Source organism: Paenibacillus sp. 05T425 (assembly GCF_056396205.1).
The window spans coordinates 564,062-588,183 of the sequence record NZ_JBFTLA010000001.1; the positions used below are offsets into that span (position 1 = coordinate 564,062).

Here is a 24,122-nt window from a genome sequence, read left to right on the forward strand (position 1 = left end):
ACGACTGAGGTCCCTCCTTCTCTTCTTTTTTTCAATTCATTAACGATTACTTAGCAGCGTCCCAATCATTAACTTCCTTCGTTACGTCTTCAAGTCCGAGCTTGTTCAGCTGGCTGACGAATTTATCGAAGTTATCGATGGAGTCAGAGCCCATAATAACTTTCGTGTAGTATTCGATAACGGCTTGCTCGATCGTCTTCAAGCGATTTTTCATAGCGTCCGTTGAAGCGCCGTAAAACTCGTCCATCTTGAACAGGTTATTGTTCACATACTCGTTCATGTACCTGAAGGAACCTGTTTCACCGAATACCTTCTCGAATTGCGCATTGGCGTTGTCGCCGTCTTTGTATTTTTGAATGTTATCGTAATAGCCTTTCTCCTCGGCATTCAGCTTAGACGCATCGCCAGTCTTGAATGCCTCCGTCACCTTCAGGTGGGCTTGCAAGTTTTTCTGTGCCTTCCAAGCCTTTGCGACCGCATAGTGGTGCCCTGGAGCAGGCGCCGGTCCCAAGAACTTATCGAACTCCTCTTGCGTTGTATCGCCGTAGTTCAGCTCCGTCCAGAAATTGATTAGCTTCATAATCGCTTCAGGATGCTCATAGCCACTGCGCATCACAAAGTAGCTTTCCACGTTCAGCTTGATCTGAGGATTAGCGGGTTTATCATCCTTGGACACGATCGGATAAGCCAGCCAGTTCGAATCCGGGAAATTGTCCTTCGTTTGCTGCATCGGGTACATGCCGTTCCACATCGCGCCGAAGTTGAAGCCAACAAGTCCAGATGCAGCCAACTCCGCTGCTTTGCCCGAATCCTTGGCTCCGAAGTCCTTCTCGATCAAGCCTTCTTTGTATAATTTGTTTAAATACGCAAGGGCGTCCTTTACTTCCGGTTGCGCACTGCCGTATACGAGCTTGCCATCCGCGCCGCGAACCCACGCTTTCGGGTAAGCATCGAATGCATTGAATAGGCCGAGCGCTTCGGCGACGCCGGGAGCTAGGAAATCCTTGTTCAGCATGAGGCCGACCGTATCCTTCTTGCCGTTGCCGTCAGGATCCTGCTCTACAATAGCTTTCATTGCAGTGTACAGCTCGTCCGTCGTCTTCGGAACCGGAAGACTCAGCTTATCGAGCCAATCCTGCCTAGCCCACAGGAAGGACGCCCCGTCGATCGCGGAGTTCGTTCCTGGAATCGCAATCAGCTTGCCTCCGAAGGTTGCCGATTCGAGCGCCGTATTGCCTTCCTCCGTAATAATCTGCTTCGTCAATGGTGTCGAAAATTTCTCGTATACGTCCGTTAAATCCGCATATAGATTCGTTTTGGACAAGGATGCCAGCTGCTCTTGACTGACGCCGATCAGATCGGGAATATCGCCCGAAGCAATGGCTACGCTCATCTTCTGCTTCGCAGCGTCTCCGCCCTTCGTATACCATAGAGGCTTAATGATAATGCCAAGCTCTTCTTTATAGGCTTTAATCCATTCGCTGTTTTCCCATTTTTCTTCGGTAAACTCATCGGCGATGGGATCTCCGATTGCAACGCCAACTGTCAATTCAATAGGCGGATCGAACTTGGCCATCGGATCAATCGGCGCTTCGATCGCTGCATTCGCGCCATTATTGCCACCTTCGTTGTTAGGTGCATTGTTGCCGCCATTAGAGCTGCACCCGGCCAGAAGCGATATGCTCAGAAGCGTTGCCGCCGCCGAGGTCATTACTTTCTTTTTGTTATTTGTCATGCTTGCTCCCCCTGTCATTCTTAATTACTTACATAATAAGCTTATCGTCCGAAGGGGAAGAAAACGATTTCACAATTCCGAGAATCCTTGCACTCTACCGACTTCATTAAAGAAACAGACCGTGCAGCTCTCCATATCTTTCATTTGGAGAACATTGCACGGTCTGTTTCTTTCCATTCATTAACTTCCTTCGTTATTTCATCAAGTCCGATTTGGCCAAGCTTGGCTGCGAAAGCATCGAATTGGTCAATAGACTCTGTCCCCATAATCACTTTCGTGTAATATTCGGAAATCATTTGATCAATCGTCAGCAATCGAGACCTCATCGCTTCCGTAGAAGCGCCGTAAAACTCGTCCATTTTGAACAAATCACGTTGTACATAATCGTTCATGACGGCGTAGGAGCCCGTCCTGCCAAATACTTTCTCGTATTGGGCAAAGGAATCGTCGCCGGCGCTGTATTTGAGAATATTGTCATAGTAGCCCTTTTCCTCGGCATTCAGCTTGGACAGCACTCCCGTCTCGAGAGCATCTTTAATATCCAAATAAGCTTGCAGGTTTTTATTCGATTTCCACACTTTGGCTACTGCATAATGATGGCCGGGAGCCGGAGGCAGACCAAGAAATCGATCGTACCTCTCTCTCCCCGCATCGCCGTAGTTCAGCTCCGTCCAAAAGTTTATCAGCTTGATCAAAGCTTCCGGATGCTCGTAGCCGCTTCGAACGACGAAATATTGCTCCACATTCAGCTTGATTTGCGGATGAGCGGGCTGTTCATTCTTGGACACGATAGGGTATGCTCTCCAGTCGGAATCCTTGAATCGATCTTTCGTTCCTTGCAGCGGATACATGCCGTTCCACATCGCGCCGAATACGACGCCCCCTCTTCCGCTTGCTGCAAGCTCTGCTGCCGCAGGTGTGTCCATTGCCGCAAAATCGGTCTCAATAATTCCTTCCTTATACATGCGGCTCAAAAAGGCAAGCGCATCTTTCACTTCAGGCTGAACGCTTCCGTATGCTAGATTTCCGCCTTTGTCTTTGACCCAAATTTTCGGATAAGCGTCAAAAGCGTTAAACAAACCGATAGCTTCAGCCAAGCCTTGATTCAAAAAATCTTTGCTCAGGACGAGACCGATCGTATCTGCCTTGCCGTTGCCATCCGGATCTCGGTCCTCAAAAGCTCTCATGACCTCTTCCAGCTCGCTTGCCGTTTCCGGCACCTTCAACCCGAGCTTGTCCAGCCAATCTTGGCGAATCCACATGAAGGAAGCTCCGTCAATAGCGGAGTTAAGCCCTGGAATCGCTATAAGCTTTCCGTCAAACGTAGCGGATGCCAGCGAACGCTTGTCGTCCTCATTCAGAATCGATTTGGTCAGCGGTGTCGCAAAGGTATCATATACGCTCGTCAGATCGGTATACAAGTTGGTTCTCGAGATCGCAGATAATTGTTCGCTGTTAACGGCCAACAAATCAGGAATTTTGCCCGACGCGATCGCAACGCTCACCTTTTGCGTGATCGCTTCCTTTCCCTTCGCATACCAAGCAGCCTTCATATCAATGCCCAATTCGTCCCGATAAGCGCGTAACCATACGCTATCCTCCCACTTCTCTTCGGTAAAGTCCGACATGACGTCTCCGATCCCGACTCCGGTCGTCATCACCACACTTCCGCGACCATCAGGCGGAACGCTTACCTGGACTCCCGCCACGCCGGAATCGCCCGTCTGGCCGGCGCATGAGGCCAGTATGCATGTCGCAAGAAGTATGGAGGCAGCCTTCATGCTTCGTCGTGCCATTTCCAGCCCCCTCAAAGCCGTTTCCCTCCTCATGCTGTCCGAAATTCCTGCGGTGTCTGCCCCGTTTCCTTCTTGAAGAAGCGGCTGAAATAACCGGCTGACGTGAAGCCAAGCGCTTTGGCAATATCCTGCACGAGTCTTTGCGGCTCAGAAAGCATTTCTTTGGCTCTTTGAATCTTCAAAGCGGCGATATAATCGGATATCGTAATACCCTTTGATTGCTTGAACATTCTAGATAAATAATCCGGATTCAGGTATACCTGCTCCGCCAGGTTCGTTATGGAGAGGTCGCCATCCAAATGGGTTTCGATATAATAAATGATTTTCCCCAGCACGTCTCCCCGCATTTTGGAAGACTGCGCCGCATGATAATGATCGAATAAATTAACGAGGTGCTCAAGCGTTGCTATGCTTTCCTTACGCGAGTGAAAGATCGCAGGCTGGAGGAGCTTAGCAATATGAGGAGCAACGGCTGAGTCGCGGTCCAATCCGAATTTGTTGGCTGCCGTCAGAAGCCGCAGCGCAACCGCGCAATACATTTCCATATACCTCATCTCGTCGATGGCCTCCCACTCTGCATAGGAGCTGAGTTCCGATAGAATCGACTGCACTTCGTCCTTTCGCCCGGATTCGATGTACGTCTCCAGCGCATTCGCTCGTTTGTGGAACACCTCGATGAATCCACGTACTTCCTCCTCATCCTGCTTGGCCATGAACGGCAGATTTCTGTCCGTTATAATAATTTGCTTCGCGTCATAACAACGGGACAAGAACGCTTTGAGGATCGTGAACTGTTTAGAGGTGTCGCCCCATTCTATGAACTTATCCGTAAGCGCGAACGAGAATGTGTGTCCCGTAGATTTCTCGGCCGTTTGCTGTATCGTTTCGATTGAACCTTGAAGAAAGGTTATAAGCCTCTCTTGCGTTTGAAAGGCGTTGTCACGAGCTTGTATGAGCAGCACATAATACTCCCGATTGTAAATAACATCCGCATAATCTACATAGGTGGACAAAAAACGAACGCAAACGGAGTGAAGGGCCGTGAACAAAAGCTCCTTTTCGGGAAGCCTTATCGAAGTCGCGGCCAAATCCATCCTCGCAACCGCCATGATGAGCGACCGATCGATAGCAAGTCGGATTCCGAGACCCTCCAACGTATGCGCTGTGAGCTCTTCCTTGGGCTGCAATCCCTCCAGCAGGTCGGATATGAACAGCGCGCGATGATGACCCGCTTGCTGCCGCTGGATCTCGCGTGCTTGCTTGATCAGCATGTCCATCCTCTGCTGCTCTTCGAGCTCCGCTATCGTCTTGCGAACCGCCTCGACAATCGCTTCGTCCCCCTCGGACTTCAGTATATAGTTTTCGGCGCCGTTCTTGATCGCATGATGAACATAATCAAATTCGTCGAAGCCCGTTAGAAAGATAAGCCTGCACTCCGGCCAGCTTTGCTTGACCCGATCACCGAGCTCCAAGCCCGACATCTTAGGCATCTTTATGTCCGACAGTAAGATGTCGATGCGCTTCTCCGACATGGCCCTGAGCGCTTCCAGTCCGCTGGATGCCTTGTACAGTTCAAGCCGGTGGCCTTCATTTTCCTGAAATAGCTCGTGCAAACCGTCAAGCAGAAGCTTTTCGTCATCCACGATTAACATCCGATACATCTGCCATCGCACCTTTCCGTTCGATGATCAATTCTATTTTTAGGCCTCCAAGCTCGCTTCTGCTGGCCCGCAACCCGCTTCCAGCACCGTAGCTATATTGAAGTCTCTTATGAACGTTCAAAATCCCTGTAATCTCCTGAGCTTCTTGGTCTCCTGTCAGAAGAGCATTCAGCTTCGCCAAACCGTTGTCGCTGTCTTCGCCATTATCCTCCACAACGACGACGGCTCTTTCCCATTCATCCAGAAAGCTTACTCGGAGCATGCCGCCTTCGGTCACGTTTTCTAAACCGTGCACGAATGCATTTTCCACCAATGGCTGGATAATGAGACGGGGGACCGATAATGGCTTGAGGCTGTCCGGCACTTCACCAAACTCGACCGACACCCGATCCGAGAATCTTGCAAGCTGGAGCATTACGTAATTGCGAGCGTGCGAAGCTTCATTCTCAAGCGGCACCGTATCTCTCTTATTGCGTGTGATGAACTGAAAATACTTGGCGAGCTGATTCGTGAACTGTACAGCTTCCTCGTCTTTCTGCATCTTAATGAGTCGGATAATACTGAATAAGCAATTATAGAGAAAATGCGGGTTGATCTGTGACTGGAGTTGCTTTAGCTCCGCATTTTGCCGATGAATCTGCTGATTGTACACCTCGTCGATGGATACCTTCATGTTGATAAGCATTTCATTGAATCGTTCATACAAATATCCGAATTCGTCGTCCTTGTCATGGCGAATATTAAGCTCGAAATTGCCTTCCTCCACTCTTTTAAAAGCACGAACAAGCTTCACCATCGGTTTGTTAATGACTCTGTTGATATAGTACAGATAAAGCGCAACCATCATAACGGTAGCCCCGAAGAATAGCCAAAACCATTGAATATACTCGGATATCGTCCGAAACATCGTAGGCTTGTACAAATAATGATCGACATATAAACGGCTCTCCGTCAAATCCGAGTGAACGAAGATATAGTCTTTATCCAAATCTGCGGGGGGCAGCTCGTTGGATGATTCTGACTCAACCTTTACGAGCTTTCTATAATGCTCCTTAATGGGTTGCTCTAGCTTATCATCCGCAACTGCAATTATATTATTGGCATTGCTGCCTAGTCCAAGAACGAGCGCACCCGTAAATTCTTTTTCTAATGCGGCTTGGGCCCCCCGCTTCAGTTCGCTGGATCGCAGTTCGATTTCAACGATTATTTCAGGAGTGTCTTTATATTCGCTCTCAAGGGGGTATGCGACGATAAGCAGGCTATCGTTATATGAAATAATGTTATAGGGATCATTAAGCATCGCAGGAGTAATCACATCCTCCTTCATCAACCCATATCCATCGACAGCCGAAATTTCTATTCCGATGTTTGACAGATATAGTCGCGTGTCTACGATTAAGTCGCTGCTATTCCGGATAGACACAAGCTTTGCCCGTAAAAAATGAATCAATTCGATTTTGCGATAAGGTTCAAGAATGTCGTACGCATTGACCAATTGGATCAGATACGTATCGTTCAGCATGTCATATTGGAGCGAATTAAAGCGGTCCAGTGTCCCGTTAAGCCCGCTTATATAGTTCTCGGACTGGGTTTCGGCAGAGTCCACGATATCTTTCCTGAGCAGGCTGGATGCCCAACTATATAATATCCCGGCAAGAATATAGATCGGAATCGTTGCGGCAATGAAAGCAATAAACAAACGTTTATAAATAGATGATTGCCATAAGCGATGCGTAAGCTTCATTTCCGTCCCCTTTCATAGACGCGTTGGTAATATTTTATTATACCCGTCTGCTGAAAGGCATAACAATGAGACAAATCCGACTCTTCTTTCACTTTGCCGATGCAAATGATATGGCCAGATAACGGGCAAACAAATGAAATCGCCCTCCGCTTCAAAGGGAAGCGCAGGGCGATTTATAAACGGGAGATCAAAACTCAGCAAAACGCTAAATAAGATTGCAGTAAAAAACCGGATTAATACAATACGGGTAACTTATCAAGTGTAATCGCATATTCATGATGGTACGCCTGGAGTAGTTCCTCCTCGGAAGTCCACTCTGCAGTCGATCCAAATTCGTTTGACCAGATCATGTACCAAACCCACGGAATTCTAGTTATCGAGAGTTGATTTATACTGGGCAGCACCCCAATCTCTCCTAATGCAACTAACTTCGGTTCTGAGGTTATGCGCACGAGTTCCTCATATTCGGGCTGCAAATCCGTATGCGTATGCTTGGGAGGATACAGGTCTCTTGATATCACGTCAGTTACATCATCACCTACATATCCTTCCGCCAAAGGTGAGTTCCAGACCCAGATCAGATTATTCAGAGCATGAACGCGCGTATATCGGTCATACATAATGCGGTACAACTGCTTAGCAACCTCCGGGCCTTTGTGACCCCACCAGAACCATTCCCCCTCGGCTTCATGGAAGGGTCTCCATAGAACCGGAATCCGAATCTCGCAAAAAGGTTTCAGGATATCGGCCATATGATCCATATCGGAAATGAACGCCTTATACTCTTCCGTTCCTTCTATTACAGCCTTGGAGGCGTCAAATGTTGTATGATTCGAATAGAATCCCTTATCCCAGCTTCCAAAAGGAGAGAACCAATGCCAGGTGAAGGTGATCAAGCCTTTTCGTTCTGCCCATTCCCAAGCCCGGTCAAGCGTATTTCGGTTCTCTTCAATCTCAAGCAGGCACTCAGCACTGCTGTTTTCATAATTAATATTCGGCGAATAACTTAACAGCTCAAAGCCGCAAAGCGCAGGAAGCTTCCCCGTAACCTTTTCGATGTACTGGAGTTCCTGTTGCGAATTGGTTTGCGTGTGTTGTCCGGTAATAATAGCTTTGCCAGCTATCCCGATTAAGTACTGTAGTACTGCTTTTACTTCGTTGGAAGCATTCGGATTGCAAGGTGCAATTGCAGCGATATTCGGATTTCCCATGGGTCACTTCCTCTTTTTTGGATAGGCTTAGAGGAGTCAAGCCTTACTCTGCCTTAACTGCTTTAAGTCTGAACCATCCGCTTTCATAGTCTTTCTGATGATAAGCAAGGCGCAGTCCCAATTGCATGAGCCTGTCTCCCCCATAGCTTGACGTTTCCCCATGGTCACCTGACCAAACTTCGTATTCAAGTTCCGGGTTAAGCCCATCAAGCCGCAAGGCTCTTCGCGGTGCATTCGGCACGGCCATCACTTGGAAATAGTACACAACGGCTTCCTCTTTGTCTTCGGATACAAACATCCAAGCCGATTCGTTCCCTTCAAATGGACTCTTCAGGCGATACAAGTCGCCCTTTTGAACTAATCCGCGAATTTGCTTGTAGGTCATGACTTGGTTTTTGACGATCTCTTTTTCTTCATCGCTGAATTTGGTTAGATCAAGCTCATAGCCAAAGTTTCCGGACATGGCGACGTTCCCTCGAAAATCAAGTGGCGTTATCCGTCCAACTTGATGGTTAGGAACGGCTGAGACATGAGCTCCAATTGCACTTACTGGGTAAACAAGGCTCGTACCGTATTGTATCTTTAACCGTTCTACAGCATCCGTATTATCACTTGTCCAGGTTTGAGGCATGTAGTAGAGCATTCCAGGATCGAAGCGGCCTCCACCGCTTGAGCAGCTCTCAAACAGAATATTCGGATATGCCGTGGTGATGCGTTCCAACAGCTCGTACAATCCTAGAACATAGCGATGGGCCGTCTCCGATTGACGTTCAGAGGGCAGTGAAGCGGAACCCATTTCAGTTAGAGCACGGTTCATGTCCCATTTCACATAAGAGACCGGCACGCTGGAGAAGATCGCCGAAAGGGAGTCGTAAATGTAATCTCGAACTTCCTTTCGAGTATAATCCAGCACGAGCTGCCATCTTGCTTCGCTGCGCCTGCGTCCGGGAACATGAAGACACCAGTCCGGATGCTCCCGGTAAAGATCGCTGTCCGGCGATATCATCTCGGGTTCAAACCAAAGTCCGAATTCTAGCCCAAGCCGATTAATGCGTTCCGCCACATCCGCAAGTCCGTCCGGCAGCTTCCGGCGATCCTCGTGCCAATCTCCAAGAGATGAATTATCGGAATCCCGCTTGCCGAACCAGCCGTCGTCCAATACGAACAGCTCTATTCCTAGCTTCGACCCCTCTTCCGCTATTGCTAACAACTTATCAGCATTGAAGTTAAAATAAGTAGCCTCCCAGTTATTGACTAGAATCGGCCGCTCTTTATCCCGATATCCCCCTCGGCATAGCCTTGTCCGGTACAAGCGATGATAAGTACGCGACATCTCGCCCAATCCTTGCTTAGAGTAAACCATAACGACTTCCGGTGTTTGGAAGCTATCGCTTGGATTTAGCAGCCATGTGAAGTCAAAGGAATTCACTCCCATGCTCATTCGCGTAGAGCCGAATGAATCCACTTCAGCTGCCGCTTCGAATCCGCCGCTGTATACTAAGCTGAAGCCGTAAGCTTCACCATGGTTTTCCGTTGTATCAGGAGTGACCAACGCGGAAAAGGGGTTTAACTGATGGCTGCTCATGCCTCTCTTGCTATCGATTCGAGTCTCGCCTTGATGAAGCGCTCTACGGGTTATATTGCCTTCTCGCGCCCAGGCTCCGGAAAGATAGATGATTTCTAAGTCCCCTTTATCCATGAAGTCTACGCTTGCACTTAGCGCACGGAGAAGCCGAAGCTTCTTCCCCCCTTCATTGCTCAAGCGTGCAGAACGGATAATGACATTCCGATCAGCGAAGACGGTATAGATAAGGACAACTTTTAGACCCGAATAGGCATCCTTCAGCTCCAGCTCCAAAGTTTCTACTTCGGTTTCATCCTCTACATAAACGGCTGGAAGTCCAGCTAATGAAGGTTTCCCCCTTATGAGCTTGTAACCTTCGTACTTTAGCTCCGTAATTCGAGTTCCATCCTCAAGCTCTACTTGATAAGCCGGGTTACGAAAGTCCCCGCTCCCGTATTGAGGGTATTCTTGGAATAAGCGATCCAATCCAGCCTTCTCTGGAGTGTGAATGAATAAATCCGCCATGGGTTCCCGGTGCTTCAGTTTATCCCCCCAATATACGTGAATAGGATAACCGTCCACAATTTGAATAAGATAACTCATGCCGGCCGACTGCAGATGAAAAAGCCCCGTATTCTCTTGAACAATGATGCCCATAACACTTCTCCTCTCAACACTGCCCATTCAGAGCAAATGTTTTCATGTGTTCTCAAATAAAATATGGTTTTAAGCTTGGCACTGATTACTAGATGCTATGTCAACTATACAGGAATAATATATCAATCCTTATTAATGAGTACATAGCATGATGCTCACTAATTATGTTATAATGCTTGGTATTTTAATATTAAGGGGTTATACCATGATTGAGTATTTGTCACGAAGCAAGCAGCACACTGAATTGTATTTAACTCAATTTGGCATTGAAGAATGTATTCCGAATCATTTTTTTGGGCCAGCCATAAGAAGTCACTTTCTTCTCCATTATATTTTGGACGGAGAAGGGATCTTTGAAGTCGACGGAAACAAATACCGGCTTCAGAAGGGTCAGGGCTTTCTTATATGCCCCGATGTCATTACTTATTATCAAGCCGATTCCATAAACCCTTGGTCATATTGCTGGTTTGGTTTTGACGGAACACTGGCGGAATTGCTCCTCAAGCAAGCAGGATTAACAAGGGCATGCCCAATCCTCAACTATGGTAAAGACGATAAGATCTATAATTATTTGAAGTTAATGGCCGAGGCCAATAGAAATCATAAAGCGAGAGAAACCAGACTGACCGGTTTGCTTTACTTGTTATTATCCCTACTTGCAGAATATGGTCCGGTAACGCCAACAGAGCAAAAGGAAAGTCGCGCGGAAATTTACGTTGAAAAGGTGAAGGACATCGTCGAAACCAACTTTGCTCAGATAATCACCATTGAGGACATTGCTCGCATAGTCGGGCTCAATCGAAGCTATCTTTGTTCGTTATTCAAACAACAAATGAATATTAGTATCCAGGAATACTTAATTCGTATTAGGATCCAAAAAGCATGTGAAATGATGGGGAACATTGAACTGTCGATAGGTGATATCTCCCGTTCCGTCGGCTACAATGACCCTTTGCTCTTCTCCAAAATGTTTAAAAAGATAATAGGAGCTTCCCCTAAGCATTACCGAACAAAAGAGGTAATCTTTTCCTAATGCCTGCTCAAGCACAGCTGGCATTTCAATGAAATCCTGAAAAAATCGCGTTATCCCATTTGGATAACGCGATTTTTATGTCCATTGATTTTACTTCCAAGTTGACTAGGTACGCATTTACACCCCGAACGCACTTGGACAGTGAATATGTTACGACTTTTGATAGCTGCGGCGGAAGGCGCCGGGTGTGAGCCGCTCCAGCTTCTTGAAGATTGCTCCATAATAGCTGGCAGATTCGAAGCCGACTTGATGAGCAATATCCTGCATCCCGGGCTGCACATTGTCGAGCAACAGTTCCTTGCTCTTGTTGATCCTTACTTGATTGACATAGCTGATGGGACGAATGCCCGTCGTTTTCTTGAACAAATGGCAGAAATATTCCGGTGTGACGCACATCAGTCCGGCGAGCGTCTGCAAAGTAATCTCTTCGGCATAATGCTGGTCAATATAGTCCAGGACCGGCTTTAACCGCTCATACTGCTGCCCGACGGTATCGCTGCCCTCGACAGAGATTCGCTGAATAATCTCCGTCAATAAGGTATAGAGGATGGCGGAGCAGGCGTAATTGTTTAACGTTTGCTCTTGCGGCGTTAGGGCAGCTTGCAGCAGCTCCCGCATTCGGGATAGAAGGTATTCGGGCGATGCGAGCGCGAATACGCATGTGTCTACAATGCCGACTGATTCAAACAAGTTCGCTGACCCGCTGCCATCGAAGATGATCCAGTCGACTTCCCAGCTCCCCGATAAAGCATAGTATTCGTGCTTCTGGCCGGGGAACAACAGCATGCCCATGCCTTGCTTGACGATATACTCCGTTTCACTTAGCTTGAGCTTGCCCTCGCCACTGCGGCATTGAATCCACTGATAATCCTGAATGCCTGAGTCTCGGCGTATTTGCTCCTGTTCATGATGCAGACCAATGCCAAGCAAATAAAAAGGGAGCAGCCTGTCTCGGGCGGAAAGTACCGGGAAAGCGCGATTGGGATTAGGCATGCGATCAACTCTCCTGTTATCTTAATATTATTATATCGTATTAATTATTTAAGATATTCACTCGAATTAATATATCATATAATCGCAATATATTGATGAATAAAGGAGATCACAGGATGACGATTAAGATCGGAATTGATTATTATCCAGAGCAATGGACTCCCGAGCTATGGGAGAAGGATGCAGCGCTTATGCAAGAGACGGGTGTTGCGGTTGTGCGAATGGCGGAGTTCGCTTGGAGCCGAATGGAACCGACCGAGGGTGATTATCGGTTTGAATGGTTGGATGCGGCTATAGAAGTATTCGCCGCGCGCGGCATGGAGATCGTTTTATGCACACCTACCAATACCCCGCCGAACTGGATGACAACCCGTTATCCCGATGTGCTGCCAATGGATGAGCAACGTCAAATCATCCGGCCGGGTGTGCGTGGACATCGTTGCAACAACAGCTATTCCTTGAGAATGCTGGGCTCCAAATTTGTGGAAGCGATGTCACAGCGCTATGCGAAGCATCCCGCCGTCATTGGCTGGCAAATCGATAACGAGATGCACTATCAGGAATGCCATTGCGATACGTGCAATCGTGCATTTGTCGCTTGGCTGCAGAAGCGTTATTCCAGTCTGGAAGAGTTGAACCGGGAGTGGGGCACGGTCGTCTGGAGCGGGGAGTACAGCAGCTGGGCCGAGGTAACGACGCCGCTCGGTACCAGTAAGCCGATGAATCCTTCCTATCTTCTGGAGTATAAGCGGTTCTGCTCGGATAGCGTAGGTTATCTGCTGGGATGGCAGCTTGAAATTCTACGCAGCAACTGTCCAGGCCAATTCGTGACGCATAACATGTGGCAATACCCGAATAGCCTGGACTATTATGATCTTTACAAAGAGCTGGACTTCGCCTCAGTCGATTATTATCCGAATGAGCTGTATCGCGATTATGGCGATCGGTTTCCGAGGAACGGAGCGCTGTCGCTGGACTTGGTTCGCGGCATCAAGCGCCGCAATTTCTGGGTAATGGAGCAGCTGAGCGGAGCGCAAGGCGCATGGATGCCAATTCAGCGCACACCTTATCCTGGACTGATCCGAGCTCGTTCCTGGCAGACAATCGCCCGCGGCGCCGATATGGTCGTCCATTTCCGCTGGCGGAGTGCTGCCGTCGGAGCCGAACAGTTCTGGCATGGGCTTATCGACCACAGCAATGTTCCTGGACGCAGGTTCAGGGAGTTCGCGGAGCTTACTCGCGAGGTGAACCTGCTTGGCGAACTGCTGGCCGGCTCGACAATCGTTACTCAGGTTGCGATTCTGCATTCGCACGATCAGCATACGGCGCTTTCCCTTCAGGCGCAAGCGGAGGGGGGAATGCACTATATGGACAACTTGTCCTCTATGCACAATGCATTTCTGAAAATGGGCGTCGGTACGGACGTTATCAACTGGACCGAGGAGCTCGATGGCTACAAGCTGGTCATTGTCCCTTCCCTCTTTCTGTTAAGTGAAGAAGTAGCGCAGCGGCTGGAGCGTTTCGCAGCCGGGGGCGGCACGGTCGTCCTCACCAATCGGACAGGCGTGAAGAACATGAAGAATGTATGTGAGATGCTGCCTCTGCCGGGGCTGCTGGCGGAAGCGGCGGGTGTTGTCGTTAGTGAATATGATGCAATCGGCAACAGCGAGCATCGGATTCGGAACGCGGAGGGCCGGACATTCGCTGCGAAGCAATGGTGCGATCTGCTGGAACTGCGAGGAGCAGAACCGATTGCCTGGTATGACAACGACTTTTACGAGGGTGTGCCGGCGGTAACTGTCAATAAGCTTGGTGAAGGTGAAGTGTATTATGTCGGCACTTGGCCGGAGCCATCGTATTTCTACCAGCTGTTCGAAGGCATATTGAAGGAAAAGGACTTGGCGCCCAAGCTCCAGCTGCCGGAAGGTGTCGAGCTGTCGATTCGAACGAAGGGTGAGGAAAGCTTCCTGTTCCTGATCAATTTGACCAATGAGCAACGTGAGGTTACGCTTGACGTTCCCTATCGCAGCTTGTTGACGAGCGAGAAATCAGAGCAGAAGTTGACGCTGCCAGCTCTGGGAGTAGATATTCTAACTTTATAAGATCAGTGGCTTGCATCTTTGCGAAGGGCTGTCTCACAAGGCTGAATACCTTGAGGGACAGCTCTTTATCGTTGTTCATTTGAAGTGAGGTAGAGTATTTATAAGGGGATCGCCCCGAAAGCTGTTGGCTCTCGGGACAATCCCCTATTACTCCGCTTATTCGATTAACCTTCGATCAGCTTCTTGTAAGCATCCATTTGACGTTGCAGCTCGGCGAGCACTTTGTCGTAACCCGCTGTTTTCAGCTTGTTGCGGAATTCTTCAACCGCTTTGACAGGGTCGCCTGCTTTACCGTACCCAATGGCAGGCCCCATCTCGCCGGATACTTGCGTAACCGCTGTGAGCTCAGCCTCAACCGGCGTTTTGTCGAAGACGAATTGGCCGTAAGGGTAAGGTTTTTTGTAGCCGTCGTATTCCGCATAAAGCGTTTCTTCCAATTGATCCCATGTCGTTGCGCTCGGAATTTCGAATTTGTCGACGCGGCCGCCCCAGAAGTCGGCGTAGAATGCGTGCTTCGCTTCGTCGTAGCCTGCCGGCTGTTGACGTTTGCCGTCTACCACTTCATATTGAACGCCTTCGAGACCGTAGTTGATGAGGTGATAAATTTGCTCGTCGTTGCGAATCAGATCGTACGCCATAAGCGCGCGCTCCGGGTTTTTGCTGTGCGCCCCGACCGAAGTACCGCCGTGCGTGATCGACAGCTCCATCAGGTTGTTGGCGCGGGTACGGTGGAACGGGAACATTTGCAGCTCGGAGCCCGGTTGGTCTTTGTCCATTTGGACGCGAAGTCCGCCGAACGTCTGCGTATGATGCTGGTCAACGCCCGACAAGCCTGCACGGAGCGCTGCGCGCGCATCGTTCTTATTGTTCAACACGTCTTCGCGCCAGTAGCCTTTGTCTGCCCATTCCTTCATCAACTTGGCGTAGTTCAGGAACGTATCCTCGAATACAGGGCTGTTCACCGTATATTTCTCGTCATACGATTTCGTTGCGTAAATCGGCGTGTAACCCGTCGCGATCGGAAGCTCGAGGTTATCCGAATACGAAGCGACATAACCGCCGAACGTGCTCGTTTGCGCGGCTGCGTCCCAAGGGATAACATCCGGTTTGTTGTCTTTAATATATTGAAGGTACTTGCCCATTGTTTCCCAATCCTTGATCGGCTCCGTAATGCCAGCTTCCTTCGCCCAGTCTCCGCGGTAGAAGAAGCCGTGGTTAACCCATTGCGTGTACTCGTTCTCGGGAATGAGTACGATTTTGCCGCCAAATTTGCTTTCTGCCCAGTCTTCTTTCGGAATCGAGTTCCATGTCTGCGGCGCGTACGTTGGAAGAAGATCGTCGAGGTTCATGAACGCTCCACGCTGCGCATTGCCCCAAGTATCGAGCCAGTCCGTGCCGATCGTGATGAGATCGATCGCTTCGCCCGACGCGAGCAGCAGGTTGTATTTCGTTGTCCAGTCGGCCCACTCCACCCATTTCCACTCCAGCTCGGCGTTGATTTTTTCTTTCATCAGTTTATTAACTTCGGCCAGCACCGCCTCGAACTGTCCATTGGTCGGTTTGTTGCCGAGTACGACGTAGCTGATTTTGACGAACTTGGACGTATCCGGACCTTTCGTTTCTTCTCCGCTGTTGTCTGGGGCATTCGTCGCTGCACCTTTATTCGTTTCGGCTGGCGGTTCGTTGTTGTCTCCGTTATTGCCCGAGCAGGCCGCTACAACGAAGATCATCATGATCGCAATCAGCAGCGCGGAAATTCTCTTCAAGTTGGACATTGCTATTCTCCCCTTTGATTTGATTAATTGGGCCTTAGCCCGCTATGTGAATAGACCGCTTGCGACAGACGGCCTACGGCACATTGAACACCAAACGCCAAGCACTACCCTTTTACCGCGCCAACCGTAATCCCTTTAATGAAGTAACGCTGTACGAACGGGTAAAACAGTATAACTGGCCCCGTAGCGACGACCGCAGTCGCCATTTTCATCGATTCCAGCGGCACATCGCGCAGTTCTACGTTGGAGGCGGCAGCGGAATTTCGAATGTAATCAGCGCTTGTAATCGTGTTGTACAAAAACAGCTGAAGCGGACGATACTTCATATCCGCCGATAGGAACAGCATCGAGTTGTACCATTCATTCCAGTACCCCAAGGCGATGAACAAGCCGATCGTGGCGAGCGCCGGCGTCGTCATAGGCAGAATCAGCTTCAGGAAAATCGTAAAGTCGCCTGCGCCGTCGATTTTGGCGGATTCGGTAATCGCATGCGGGATCGAGCGCACGAAGCTTTTCATCATAATAATGAGGAACGGGCTAAGCAGCCCCGGAAGAAGCACAGCCAAGTAATTGTCCTTTAGCGTCAAGTATTGCGTCATTAGCAGGTAGAAGGGAACTAACCCGCCGGAGAACAGCGTCGTGAAGTAGATGAAGAACGAGATCCCGTTGCGGTAGCCGAAGTCGGGACGCTGCAGCGCGTAGCCGGTCATCGCGACCAGGAACAAACCGATTGCAGTCCCGGCCAAAGTCAGGCCGAGTGTAACGAAATACGAGCCGATCATCATATCGGGATTTTCGAAGACGACTTTGTACGCGAACGTACTGAATTCTCTCGGCCAGAAGTTAAAGCCAAACTTCTTAATGGCTCCTTCCGCGGTGAATGACGTGCCGAGTATGAGCAGGAAAGGCAGCAAGCAGCAAAGCGCGAAGAAGGATATGAACACATAGCCGAACACTCTGACGATAATGCCGCTCATGTCGGTTCGTATGCTTCTGGACTCCTCCGATTGTTCCATGACATTCACCTCCTAATGGGTCAGAATAGGGAGTTCTCGGGTGACGCTTTCTTCACAAGCCAGTTCGCGGTGATGACAACGATGAAGCCAAAGACCGATTGATACAGGCTCACGGCGCTGCCGATCGAGAAGTTGAAATTGGTCATAAGCGCGCGGAATACGTAGGTCTCGATAATATCCGTCGTCGGATACAAAGCCGTATTATTCGCCCCGACAAGGTTGTAAAAGAGTCCAAAATTGCCTTTCAGCACGCCGCCGAGCGAGAAGAGCATCAGAATGATAAACGTCGGCTTCAGCCACGGAATAACGATGTAGAGTATGCGTTGGAGCGCGTTCGCTCCGTCAATCTCGGAGGCTTCTATAATTTCGTTGTCGAGACCCATGATTGCTGCAAAATAAATGATGGAGCCGTAGCCGGTAGCTTGCCATAAGAAGGTGAGGACGATAATGAACGGCCAGATCGTAGGATTGGAGTAGGTTTTGACTGGCTCCATGCCAAGAGATTCGAGTATCCCGTTCAACAGGCCGTAGTCGTAGCTGAGGATGTTGTAGGCAATGAGGCCGATAAGCACGGCCGAGATGAAGTGAGGAAGAAACATGAGCGTTTGCGATACTTTTTTGAACCATTTTTTGCGCAGCTCGTTAAGCAGGATGGCGACGAATATTTGCAGGAAGTTGCCTAACACGATAAAGACCAGATTGTAGGCTACCGTGTTGAAGGTGAGCCGCCATAAGTCGCCGTTGATGACGAGAAAGCGGAAATTGTCGAAGCCGACGAAAGGACTTTTGAATATGCCGTCCGAGTAGTTGTATTGAATGAACGCAAGGTACAAGCCCGGCATCGGCAAGTAGGCGAATATGATGAAGAAAAGGATAGCAGGCAAGCACATAAGCATTAACGTCTTGTTATTCCAAAAGCGCCTGAGCCGTCCCGAGCCGGCAGGCAGGGGCTTGCTGCTCGGGACGGATGTTTTCAGAGCGGTTGACATGGTAATCCCTCCTTGTTGCCTAGCATTGAACAGGCGTGAACGAGATGGAATCCAGTGTACCCTTGTTGCTGCGATCGACAGCCTCCAGCCATATCCGGACTCTGCCTTCACCCCCTTGAAGCCAAGCACCCGGCAAGTAAGCCGAATTCGTGCTGCCCCCTGTCAGCACCGGCCGATCATTATCGCAAGGTAGCCATAGTCTGCCTATGATTCGATCCTCCAGCATAACGGTCAACTTCAGCCCCCTGCCATTAAACTTCATGCGCCAGCCTGCGCCCGAACTGGAATTGACGACCGCCCCATACAGCCAAGCCGTTGCTCCCGGTTCAAGCGAGATCGGCAGCTCCACTCGCGTTGCTTGATCGCGCTCCCCGTCTGCCGCCGCTGCCAGTTGCTGCTCCTCCGCGCCGCTGACGGACCAATCGGTCGCATCATTGCCCTCGTATAAGACGACATTGCCGGATGGCAATCCGAGCACTCTCTCGATAAATATGGTCAACCGCGTCTCCTTGCCTGCCTCTACATAAGGCGTAATGTCGACATAGGGATCGAATGGGTTGACGACTAAGCCCGCAGCCGTGCCCGCAACAAATACCTTCGCATGCGACTGCAAGTCTTGAAAATAAAGCGTCCACGAATCGGCATCCGCCGCTGCCCGGAAGGTCCGGCTATAATATTCGAATGCCGGATGATCGGGAGACAACCAGCCGCCGAAGCTGACGATCGGCCACAGACTCCGATCGATGTCGCCAATAAGAGCTTCCTGAAGCTCTCGCCTGTCTGTGCGGTATACGCTCCAATTCCGGCTTAGATCGCGCACAGCCGTTATCGCTGCCATGCCGGACATTCCCTTCATCGCGTTCAGCCTTAATGCCGGAAGCCTCGGGTCATCGAAGTTCGTATGACCCCATATTTCAGTTCGGGCGGTGAGCCTGCCCGCCTGCAACGGACGCGCTTCGTCCAGCGGCATGTAGCGGCTGCCACCGCCCGGCGTTGCCGTACCGACATAATCACCGTCTGCATACAGCGAGATGACATCGCTTGCTTCGCGAAGCAGAATACCCTGCACGGGCTTGCCGCCAGGCACATCGACAGAGGCTTCGTACCAGGAATAGCCTCTATATACGCCTAACATTTCTAAGCGGCTTGCTTTCGCTGCTCTGCTGACTAGATCCTCCCGAGGGTTGATCGGCTTAGCCTCATCGTCTGCGCTTATCTCATACGCGATGACCGGATGGTCTTCGGCACTCTCATAACGGATAGCCTCGCCGAAGGCAATCGCTCCAAGCTCATCGAATGGCTCGGCAATAAGTGCTTCCTCTCTGCTATGCACATAAAGCATTAGCTCGCTTCCGTCCGCCAGTCGAATGCAGCACTCGGCAGCTTCCGTTCCCTCGAAGCTTAACTGCAGCGCACTATCTCGCTGCACGGCTTCTAGATGTTGCGCTTTTTCCACGAACCAGCCTTCTCCCAGCTCCAGCAAGATGCGGCCTCTTCCTTCCGTGTGGAACGAAATCGCCGCGCCGCCTGCAAGCCGCTTCGCCATATAGAGCTCCGCTGTAGACTGTGCAAGCTTCCCTTGAATGCCCCAGCCGGTAAGCGGCAGCTGCACCGGGAGCGCCAATGATCGACCGCCCTTCAGCACGAACGTCCTAGATCTGCCTACTATCCATGCATCCGAGAATGCAAGCTCCTTGTCGCGATCGTCCAAATTCGTTATGAACAGCAGTTGCCCTCCGCCCTGCAAGGTCAATACATGCGGTCCAGCGACTCCGCTCGTTTCACCGGCGATTGTCATGTTCGCGGCTTCCTCTGCGCTCGCTACCGAAGCTGCGGCAAGCGATGACCCGTAGGCTTCAAGCAAGCATCCGAGCAGCCTGCCCTCGTGAGCCTCCTGCCGAATATGGCCTTCCGGCGAAATCATGCCGCCGAAATCGTAATCCGAAGTCATGAACGCAAGCGGCTTACCCCAATTGTTCGTCGCGTTCGTGAAGCCGAAGTCCGTACCCGATACTTGCAGATAAGGCCCAAGCAGCTTGGCGCCGCAGGCTAACAATCTTCGCAGCAAGTAATGCGCTCTGTTCGTCTCCGTCACGAGCAGCGGGTAGTTCCGCTCGGCCAACAAATCACGATAATGCAATACTTTGGACTCGAACTCCGGATCGCGATTGTCCGGATAGAAGTTGCAGGTCGGAACGACTCCGTCCGCAAGACCGGATGCCTGCGGCAATCCCCCTTGTCCGGCGCAGGCGAAGATGGGTACCGAAATGCCGTGAGCCAGCGTCATATCGCGAAGCGATGCCATGTACCCCGCCGGATCGGAGCAATCGTAGAAGTCCAGCTCATTGTCGAGCTGCACCGCGATAACCGTACCTCCTTCTCCCGCTTGGTAAGCTTTCAACAGCGGCAATACCCGATCGTACCAGCTTGATACGCTTCGCAGGAATGTATCGTCGTTATCCCGCAGCTTCATGTCTTTGGCGAACAAATACGCCGGCAGAGCGCCGCCATCCCATTCCGAGCAAATATACGGTCCAGGTCTGGCTACAACCCACAGTCCAACCTCCGCAGCAGCCGCTAGAAAAGCGCTTATATCACGCTCGCCGCCGAAATCCCATACCCCCTCTGCCAGCTCGTGATAATTCCAAGGGAAGTAGACGTCGATGCTGTTGTAACCGAACGCCTTAACCTGCTCCATCCGCTCCTTCCAGTAAGCCCTCGGAATGCGGAAGTAAAATAACGACGCGCTTAGCAGTACTTGCGGCTTGCCATGAATGCGTACCGCTTCTGCTTCGAATTGAACGGCTGCCTTCGCCTGAATGTCCATGCTCATGCCTTAACCCCCTACCGCATTTAGTGTTTAGTCGCGAATGTTCGCAATAATCATCGAAATATGTAACCCGTTTCATGAAACCCGTTACATTTTAGGCAAAAATAAATACACTCTCAATCGACCGAGCGTGAACGGCCAAACGCCTCTACAGTGGCGGCGTTAAGCAATCGTTTCGCGCAGAATTCTAAATGACTGGCTAGAATTCAAAAAAACAATAAATGTTTTTTCTGCGGTATCCTGACGTGTATCGTGTGCGGATCGTCGTATGTGTGAAAGCACCGAAATAAAATGTAACGGGTTTCATTTGTGAGTGTGACAACTGCCAAAGTTTAGACACCTTGATTCTATTCAACCGTGAAAGCGTTGTCAATAAGTTTTTTTGGAGCTGCTATTCGTCTTATCATCACCTTGCTTATCTCGGAACCGCAGTCGTCTCTCGTATGATGAGCTCCGGTCTTACTCTCGTATGCTTATTCGCTTTCGTCTTCGTAATCAGCTGGTGCAGCACGTCTGCGGCGCTCCGGCCCACATCGTAGCATTTCAGAGAAACCGTCGTCAGCTCGGGAATGCTGTTCGCGGCATACGGAATATCATCAAAGCCGACTAGCGACAGATCTTGAGGCACGGACATGCCGGCTTTGTAAGCAACCTTCATGACGCCGATCGCAACAAGATCGTTCGCGCAGAAAATAGCGGTCGGAAGCTCCGACTCCTGCAGCAGCTGGTTCATGAACCGCTTGCCGCTTTCGACCGAGAAGCCCCCATCGAGCAGCCATTCTTTGCGAACCGTCAGTCCATTCTGCTCCATTGTGCGGACGTAGCCTTGAATACGCTGCAGCGTATTGGACATGCCTCGATAACCGCCTACAAAGGCAATATCGCGGTGCCCTAGATCAATCAGGTGCTGAGTCGCCAGCACGGCGCCTTCGCGTTCATCGGCAAATACACGGTTCATCGAATGGCCGGGCAAGCTCCCGTTAATCAACACCGTCGGCACGCGCTTGCTCACTTCGAGTACCTCGCTGACCTGCTCCTTGGTAGGTCTAGCTAGATTAATCCGGCCGCCGATCATGACGATCCCATCCACCTGCTTCTCGAGCAAAATATTTAAATATTGCGATTCACGCTCATACTGCTCCTTGGAATCTCCGTTCGTAGATACGGTATCGCAAAGAAAGAAAGTATATCCCTTGCTTCTCGCTTCCTGCTCCAAACCTGCCAGCACCTCGGGAAAGAACGGGTTCGTAATGTCCGGCAATATGACCCCGATCATGCCTGTCTCCTTCTTCGATAAGCTTCTAGCCAGTGCATTCGGCTGGAACTGATACTTGTTAATGAGCTCGACGATCCGCTCGCGCGTCGATTTCTTCACGGGAGCGGTGTTGTTAAGCACGCGCGACACCGTCGCTACCGAGACGTTCGCTTCCCTTGCTATGTCGTATACCGTGACCGGTTTCAAATGTGGTCGCTCCTTTCCCCCTGATCCGTTCTTAGGTAGAATAGCAGACTTTTCCTAAAATAAAAACGAGTATTTTCCAGCTTTTTCAAATTTGTTTTTATGACAGCATTCGACTCTTTTTAACTATTCGGTATAGATTGGATTTTGTACAGGCTAATGGGCTAAATGACATCAAATATGTAGTTTGAATGGATTCCATACAGGCAAAAGAGGCAAGTTGGACGGAAACAAGTAAAATCGGCGAATTAGGCTGTATGAGTTCCAATCAAAGGTGCTTCTTCACTCTACAGCAGGGTATTAGGTTGGACGGTTTCCATTCAAATGTGATTAACGATCGGATGCGGATGAAGCTTATGTCCCTAAACAGTTCGCGTGACATAAGTATCCCGATCCATACGCAAAGAACCTCAAACCTTCCACTGCAAAGTGAAAGCTGAGGTTCCTTTTCTCAAAAGCATATGGCTTTGAAACTATTACTGCTTCTATGATTCTCGTATCCAAGTCTCATATCGACAAAATGTCTTATCCATTTCTCGTTGTTAACCCGACGTTATCTCGTACTGCTCGACAAACGCTGCGCTCGTCCATCTACGGGCTAGCGCATCACCAAAAAGTAAAATACTGCCGCAAGCACGAAACGGTACAATGCGAACCATTCCAGCTTCAGTCGCTTGATCAAGTTAAGGAATGTCACAACCGCAATCATAGCGACAACGAATGCCGCGATAAAGCCGATCAGGAACAAGAGAAGGGAATCCGAGTTCAGATGCTCGCGGCTATCGTACATATCGAGAATCGTCGCGCCGAACATAACCGGCACCGAGATGATGAAAGTGAAGTCAGCCGCCGCCTTCTGGCTCGTCCCGAGCAGCAAGCCGCCGGAAATCGTCGAGCCCGACCGGGAGAAGCCCGGCCATAAGGCGAAGCATTGGAACAAGCCTATTCCTAGCGCCTGCTTATACGTAATATCGTCGGTGTTCTCCGCCGTCACCTTGCGCTTGACGCGGCTGGCGATAATCATCAGTATGCCGCCGATCACAAGCCCGATGAGCACCGGTCCCGGCCCGAACAGCACATCCTTGATAAAGTCCTTGAATACCAAATAAACGATAAGCGCAGGGATCATAGCAACGATGAGATGCAGGGCGTTCAGCTTGCCCGGCGTCTTGAATTTAAAGGCCAGCATGTCCTTCAATATGCCCATATACCTAGACCAATAGAGAACGAGCACCGCCATGACCGCGCCTAGTTGAATGACGATTTTGAACGTATCCGCCGCTTCCCCTTCGAAATTGAGCAAGTCTCCCACAAGAATCATATGGCCCGTAGACGATACCGGAAGAAACTCCGTCAACCCTTCCACGATGCCAAGAATAATCGCTTTAATGAAATCGTACATAAATCATTGTCCGCCTTTCTTACCCTATCGGTTAGTGAGTGCGATAACTTAGCAAAGTATACTATAATTACAATGCTGCTTGTTTACTAGATATATAAGATGCCAGCTGCAGTTATTCCATTATGCCAGAAATAGACAAGCCCGTACAAGGAGAC

Annotated in this window: 15 protein-coding genes; 2 read left to right on the plus strand and 13 right to left on the minus strand. The window is 50.0% G+C overall.

Annotation, left to right across the window (positions count from 1 at the left end; genetic code table 11):
* Window positions 1–46: 46 nt before the first annotated feature.
* The 6 genes from AC1DF0_RS02400 to AC1DF0_RS02425 all read right to left on the minus strand — a co-directional run bounded on the left by AC1DF0_RS02400 (window position 47) and on the right by AC1DF0_RS02425 (window position 10,368).
* Window positions 47–1,735, minus strand: coding sequence for an extracellular solute-binding protein (locus tag AC1DF0_RS02400; RefSeq protein ID WP_477572950.1), 1,689 nt, complete (start codon window positions 1,733–1,735; stop codon window positions 47–49).
* Window positions 1,736–1,875: 140 nt separating this feature from the next.
* A complete protein-coding gene (locus AC1DF0_RS02405; RefSeq protein ID WP_477572951.1) occupies window positions 1,876–3,531 on the minus strand; it encodes a type 2 periplasmic-binding domain-containing protein in 1,656 nt (551 codons plus the stop codon).
* Between the two features lie 29 nt (window positions 3,532–3,560).
* Window positions 3,561–5,192 (minus strand): response regulator, encoded by a 1,632-nt coding sequence (locus tag AC1DF0_RS02410; protein ID WP_442052505.1) that lies wholly within the window; start codon window positions 5,190–5,192, stop codon window positions 3,561–3,563.
* Window positions 5,167–6,936, minus strand: a complete 1,770-nt coding sequence (locus AC1DF0_RS02415) for a sensor histidine kinase (RefSeq protein WP_477572952.1) — start codon at window positions 6,934–6,936, stop codon at window positions 5,167–5,169. The genes AC1DF0_RS02410 and AC1DF0_RS02415 overlap by 26 nt, the downstream gene beginning before the upstream one ends.
* Before the next feature lie 233 nt (window positions 6,937–7,169).
* On the minus strand, window positions 7,170–8,147 hold the full coding sequence (locus AC1DF0_RS02420) for a glycosyl hydrolase (protein ID WP_477572953.1): 978 nt from the start codon (window positions 8,145–8,147) through the stop codon (window positions 7,170–7,172).
* Window positions 8,148–8,190: 43 nt separating this feature from the next.
* On the minus strand, window positions 8,191–10,368 hold the full coding sequence (locus AC1DF0_RS02425) for an alpha-galactosidase (RefSeq protein ID WP_477572954.1): 2,178 nt from the start codon (window positions 10,366–10,368) through the stop codon (window positions 8,191–8,193).
* Between the two features lie 205 nt (window positions 10,369–10,573).
* Between AC1DF0_RS02425 and AC1DF0_RS02430 the strand changes: the two genes are divergently transcribed.
* Window positions 10,574–11,401 (plus strand): AraC family transcriptional regulator, encoded by an 828-nt coding sequence (locus AC1DF0_RS02430; RefSeq protein ID WP_477572955.1) that lies wholly within the window; start codon window positions 10,574–10,576, stop codon window positions 11,399–11,401.
* Between the two features lie 150 nt (window positions 11,402–11,551).
* Here the strand turns inward: AC1DF0_RS02430 and AC1DF0_RS02435 are convergent, their stop codons facing one another.
* Complete coding sequence (locus AC1DF0_RS02435) at window positions 11,552–12,394, minus strand: helix-turn-helix transcriptional regulator (protein WP_477572956.1); 843 nt, start codon at window positions 12,392–12,394, stop codon at window positions 11,552–11,554.
* 116 nt (window positions 12,395–12,510) lie between these two features.
* On the opposite strand from AC1DF0_RS02435, the gene AC1DF0_RS02440 reads away from it, so the two are divergent.
* Window positions 12,511–14,496: a beta-galactosidase gene (locus tag AC1DF0_RS02440; protein WP_477572957.1), complete on the plus strand. Its 1,986-nt coding sequence runs from the start codon at window positions 12,511–12,513 to the stop codon at window positions 14,494–14,496.
* Window positions 14,497–14,660: 164 nt separating this feature from the next.
* On the opposite strand, the gene AC1DF0_RS02445 is transcribed toward AC1DF0_RS02440, so the two are convergent.
* The 6 genes from AC1DF0_RS02445 to AC1DF0_RS02470 all read right to left on the minus strand — a co-directional run bounded on the left by AC1DF0_RS02445 (window position 14,661) and on the right by AC1DF0_RS02470 (window position 23,967).
* On the minus strand, window positions 14,661–16,271 hold the full coding sequence (locus tag AC1DF0_RS02445) for a DUF3502 domain-containing protein (RefSeq protein WP_477572958.1): 1,611 nt from the start codon (window positions 16,269–16,271) through the stop codon (window positions 14,661–14,663).
* A gap of 104 nt (window positions 16,272–16,375) precedes the next feature.
* On the minus strand, window positions 16,376–17,287 hold the full coding sequence (locus AC1DF0_RS02450) for a carbohydrate ABC transporter permease (RefSeq protein WP_477572959.1): 912 nt from the start codon (window positions 17,285–17,287) through the stop codon (window positions 16,376–16,378).
* Window positions 17,288–17,307: 20 nt separating this feature from the next.
* A complete protein-coding gene (locus AC1DF0_RS02455; protein ID WP_442052261.1) occupies window positions 17,308–18,276 on the minus strand; it encodes an ABC transporter permease in 969 nt (322 codons plus the stop codon).
* A 19-nt stretch (window positions 18,277–18,295) separates the two neighbouring features.
* Window positions 18,296–21,109 carry a beta-galactosidase gene (locus tag AC1DF0_RS02460; protein WP_477572960.1) on the minus strand — a complete coding sequence of 938 codons (2,814 nt, stop codon included), beginning with the start codon at window positions 21,107–21,109 and terminating at the stop codon, window positions 18,296–18,298.
* Between the two features lie 412 nt (window positions 21,110–21,521).
* Complete coding sequence (locus AC1DF0_RS02465) at window positions 21,522–22,568, minus strand: LacI family DNA-binding transcriptional regulator (RefSeq protein ID WP_477572961.1); 1,047 nt, start codon at window positions 22,566–22,568, stop codon at window positions 21,522–21,524.
* A gap of 595 nt (window positions 22,569–23,163) precedes the next feature.
* On the minus strand, window positions 23,164–23,967 hold the full coding sequence (locus AC1DF0_RS02470; RefSeq protein ID WP_442052264.1) for an undecaprenyl-diphosphate phosphatase: 804 nt from the start codon (window positions 23,965–23,967) through the stop codon (window positions 23,164–23,166).
* Window positions 23,968–24,122: the final 155 nt, after the last annotated feature.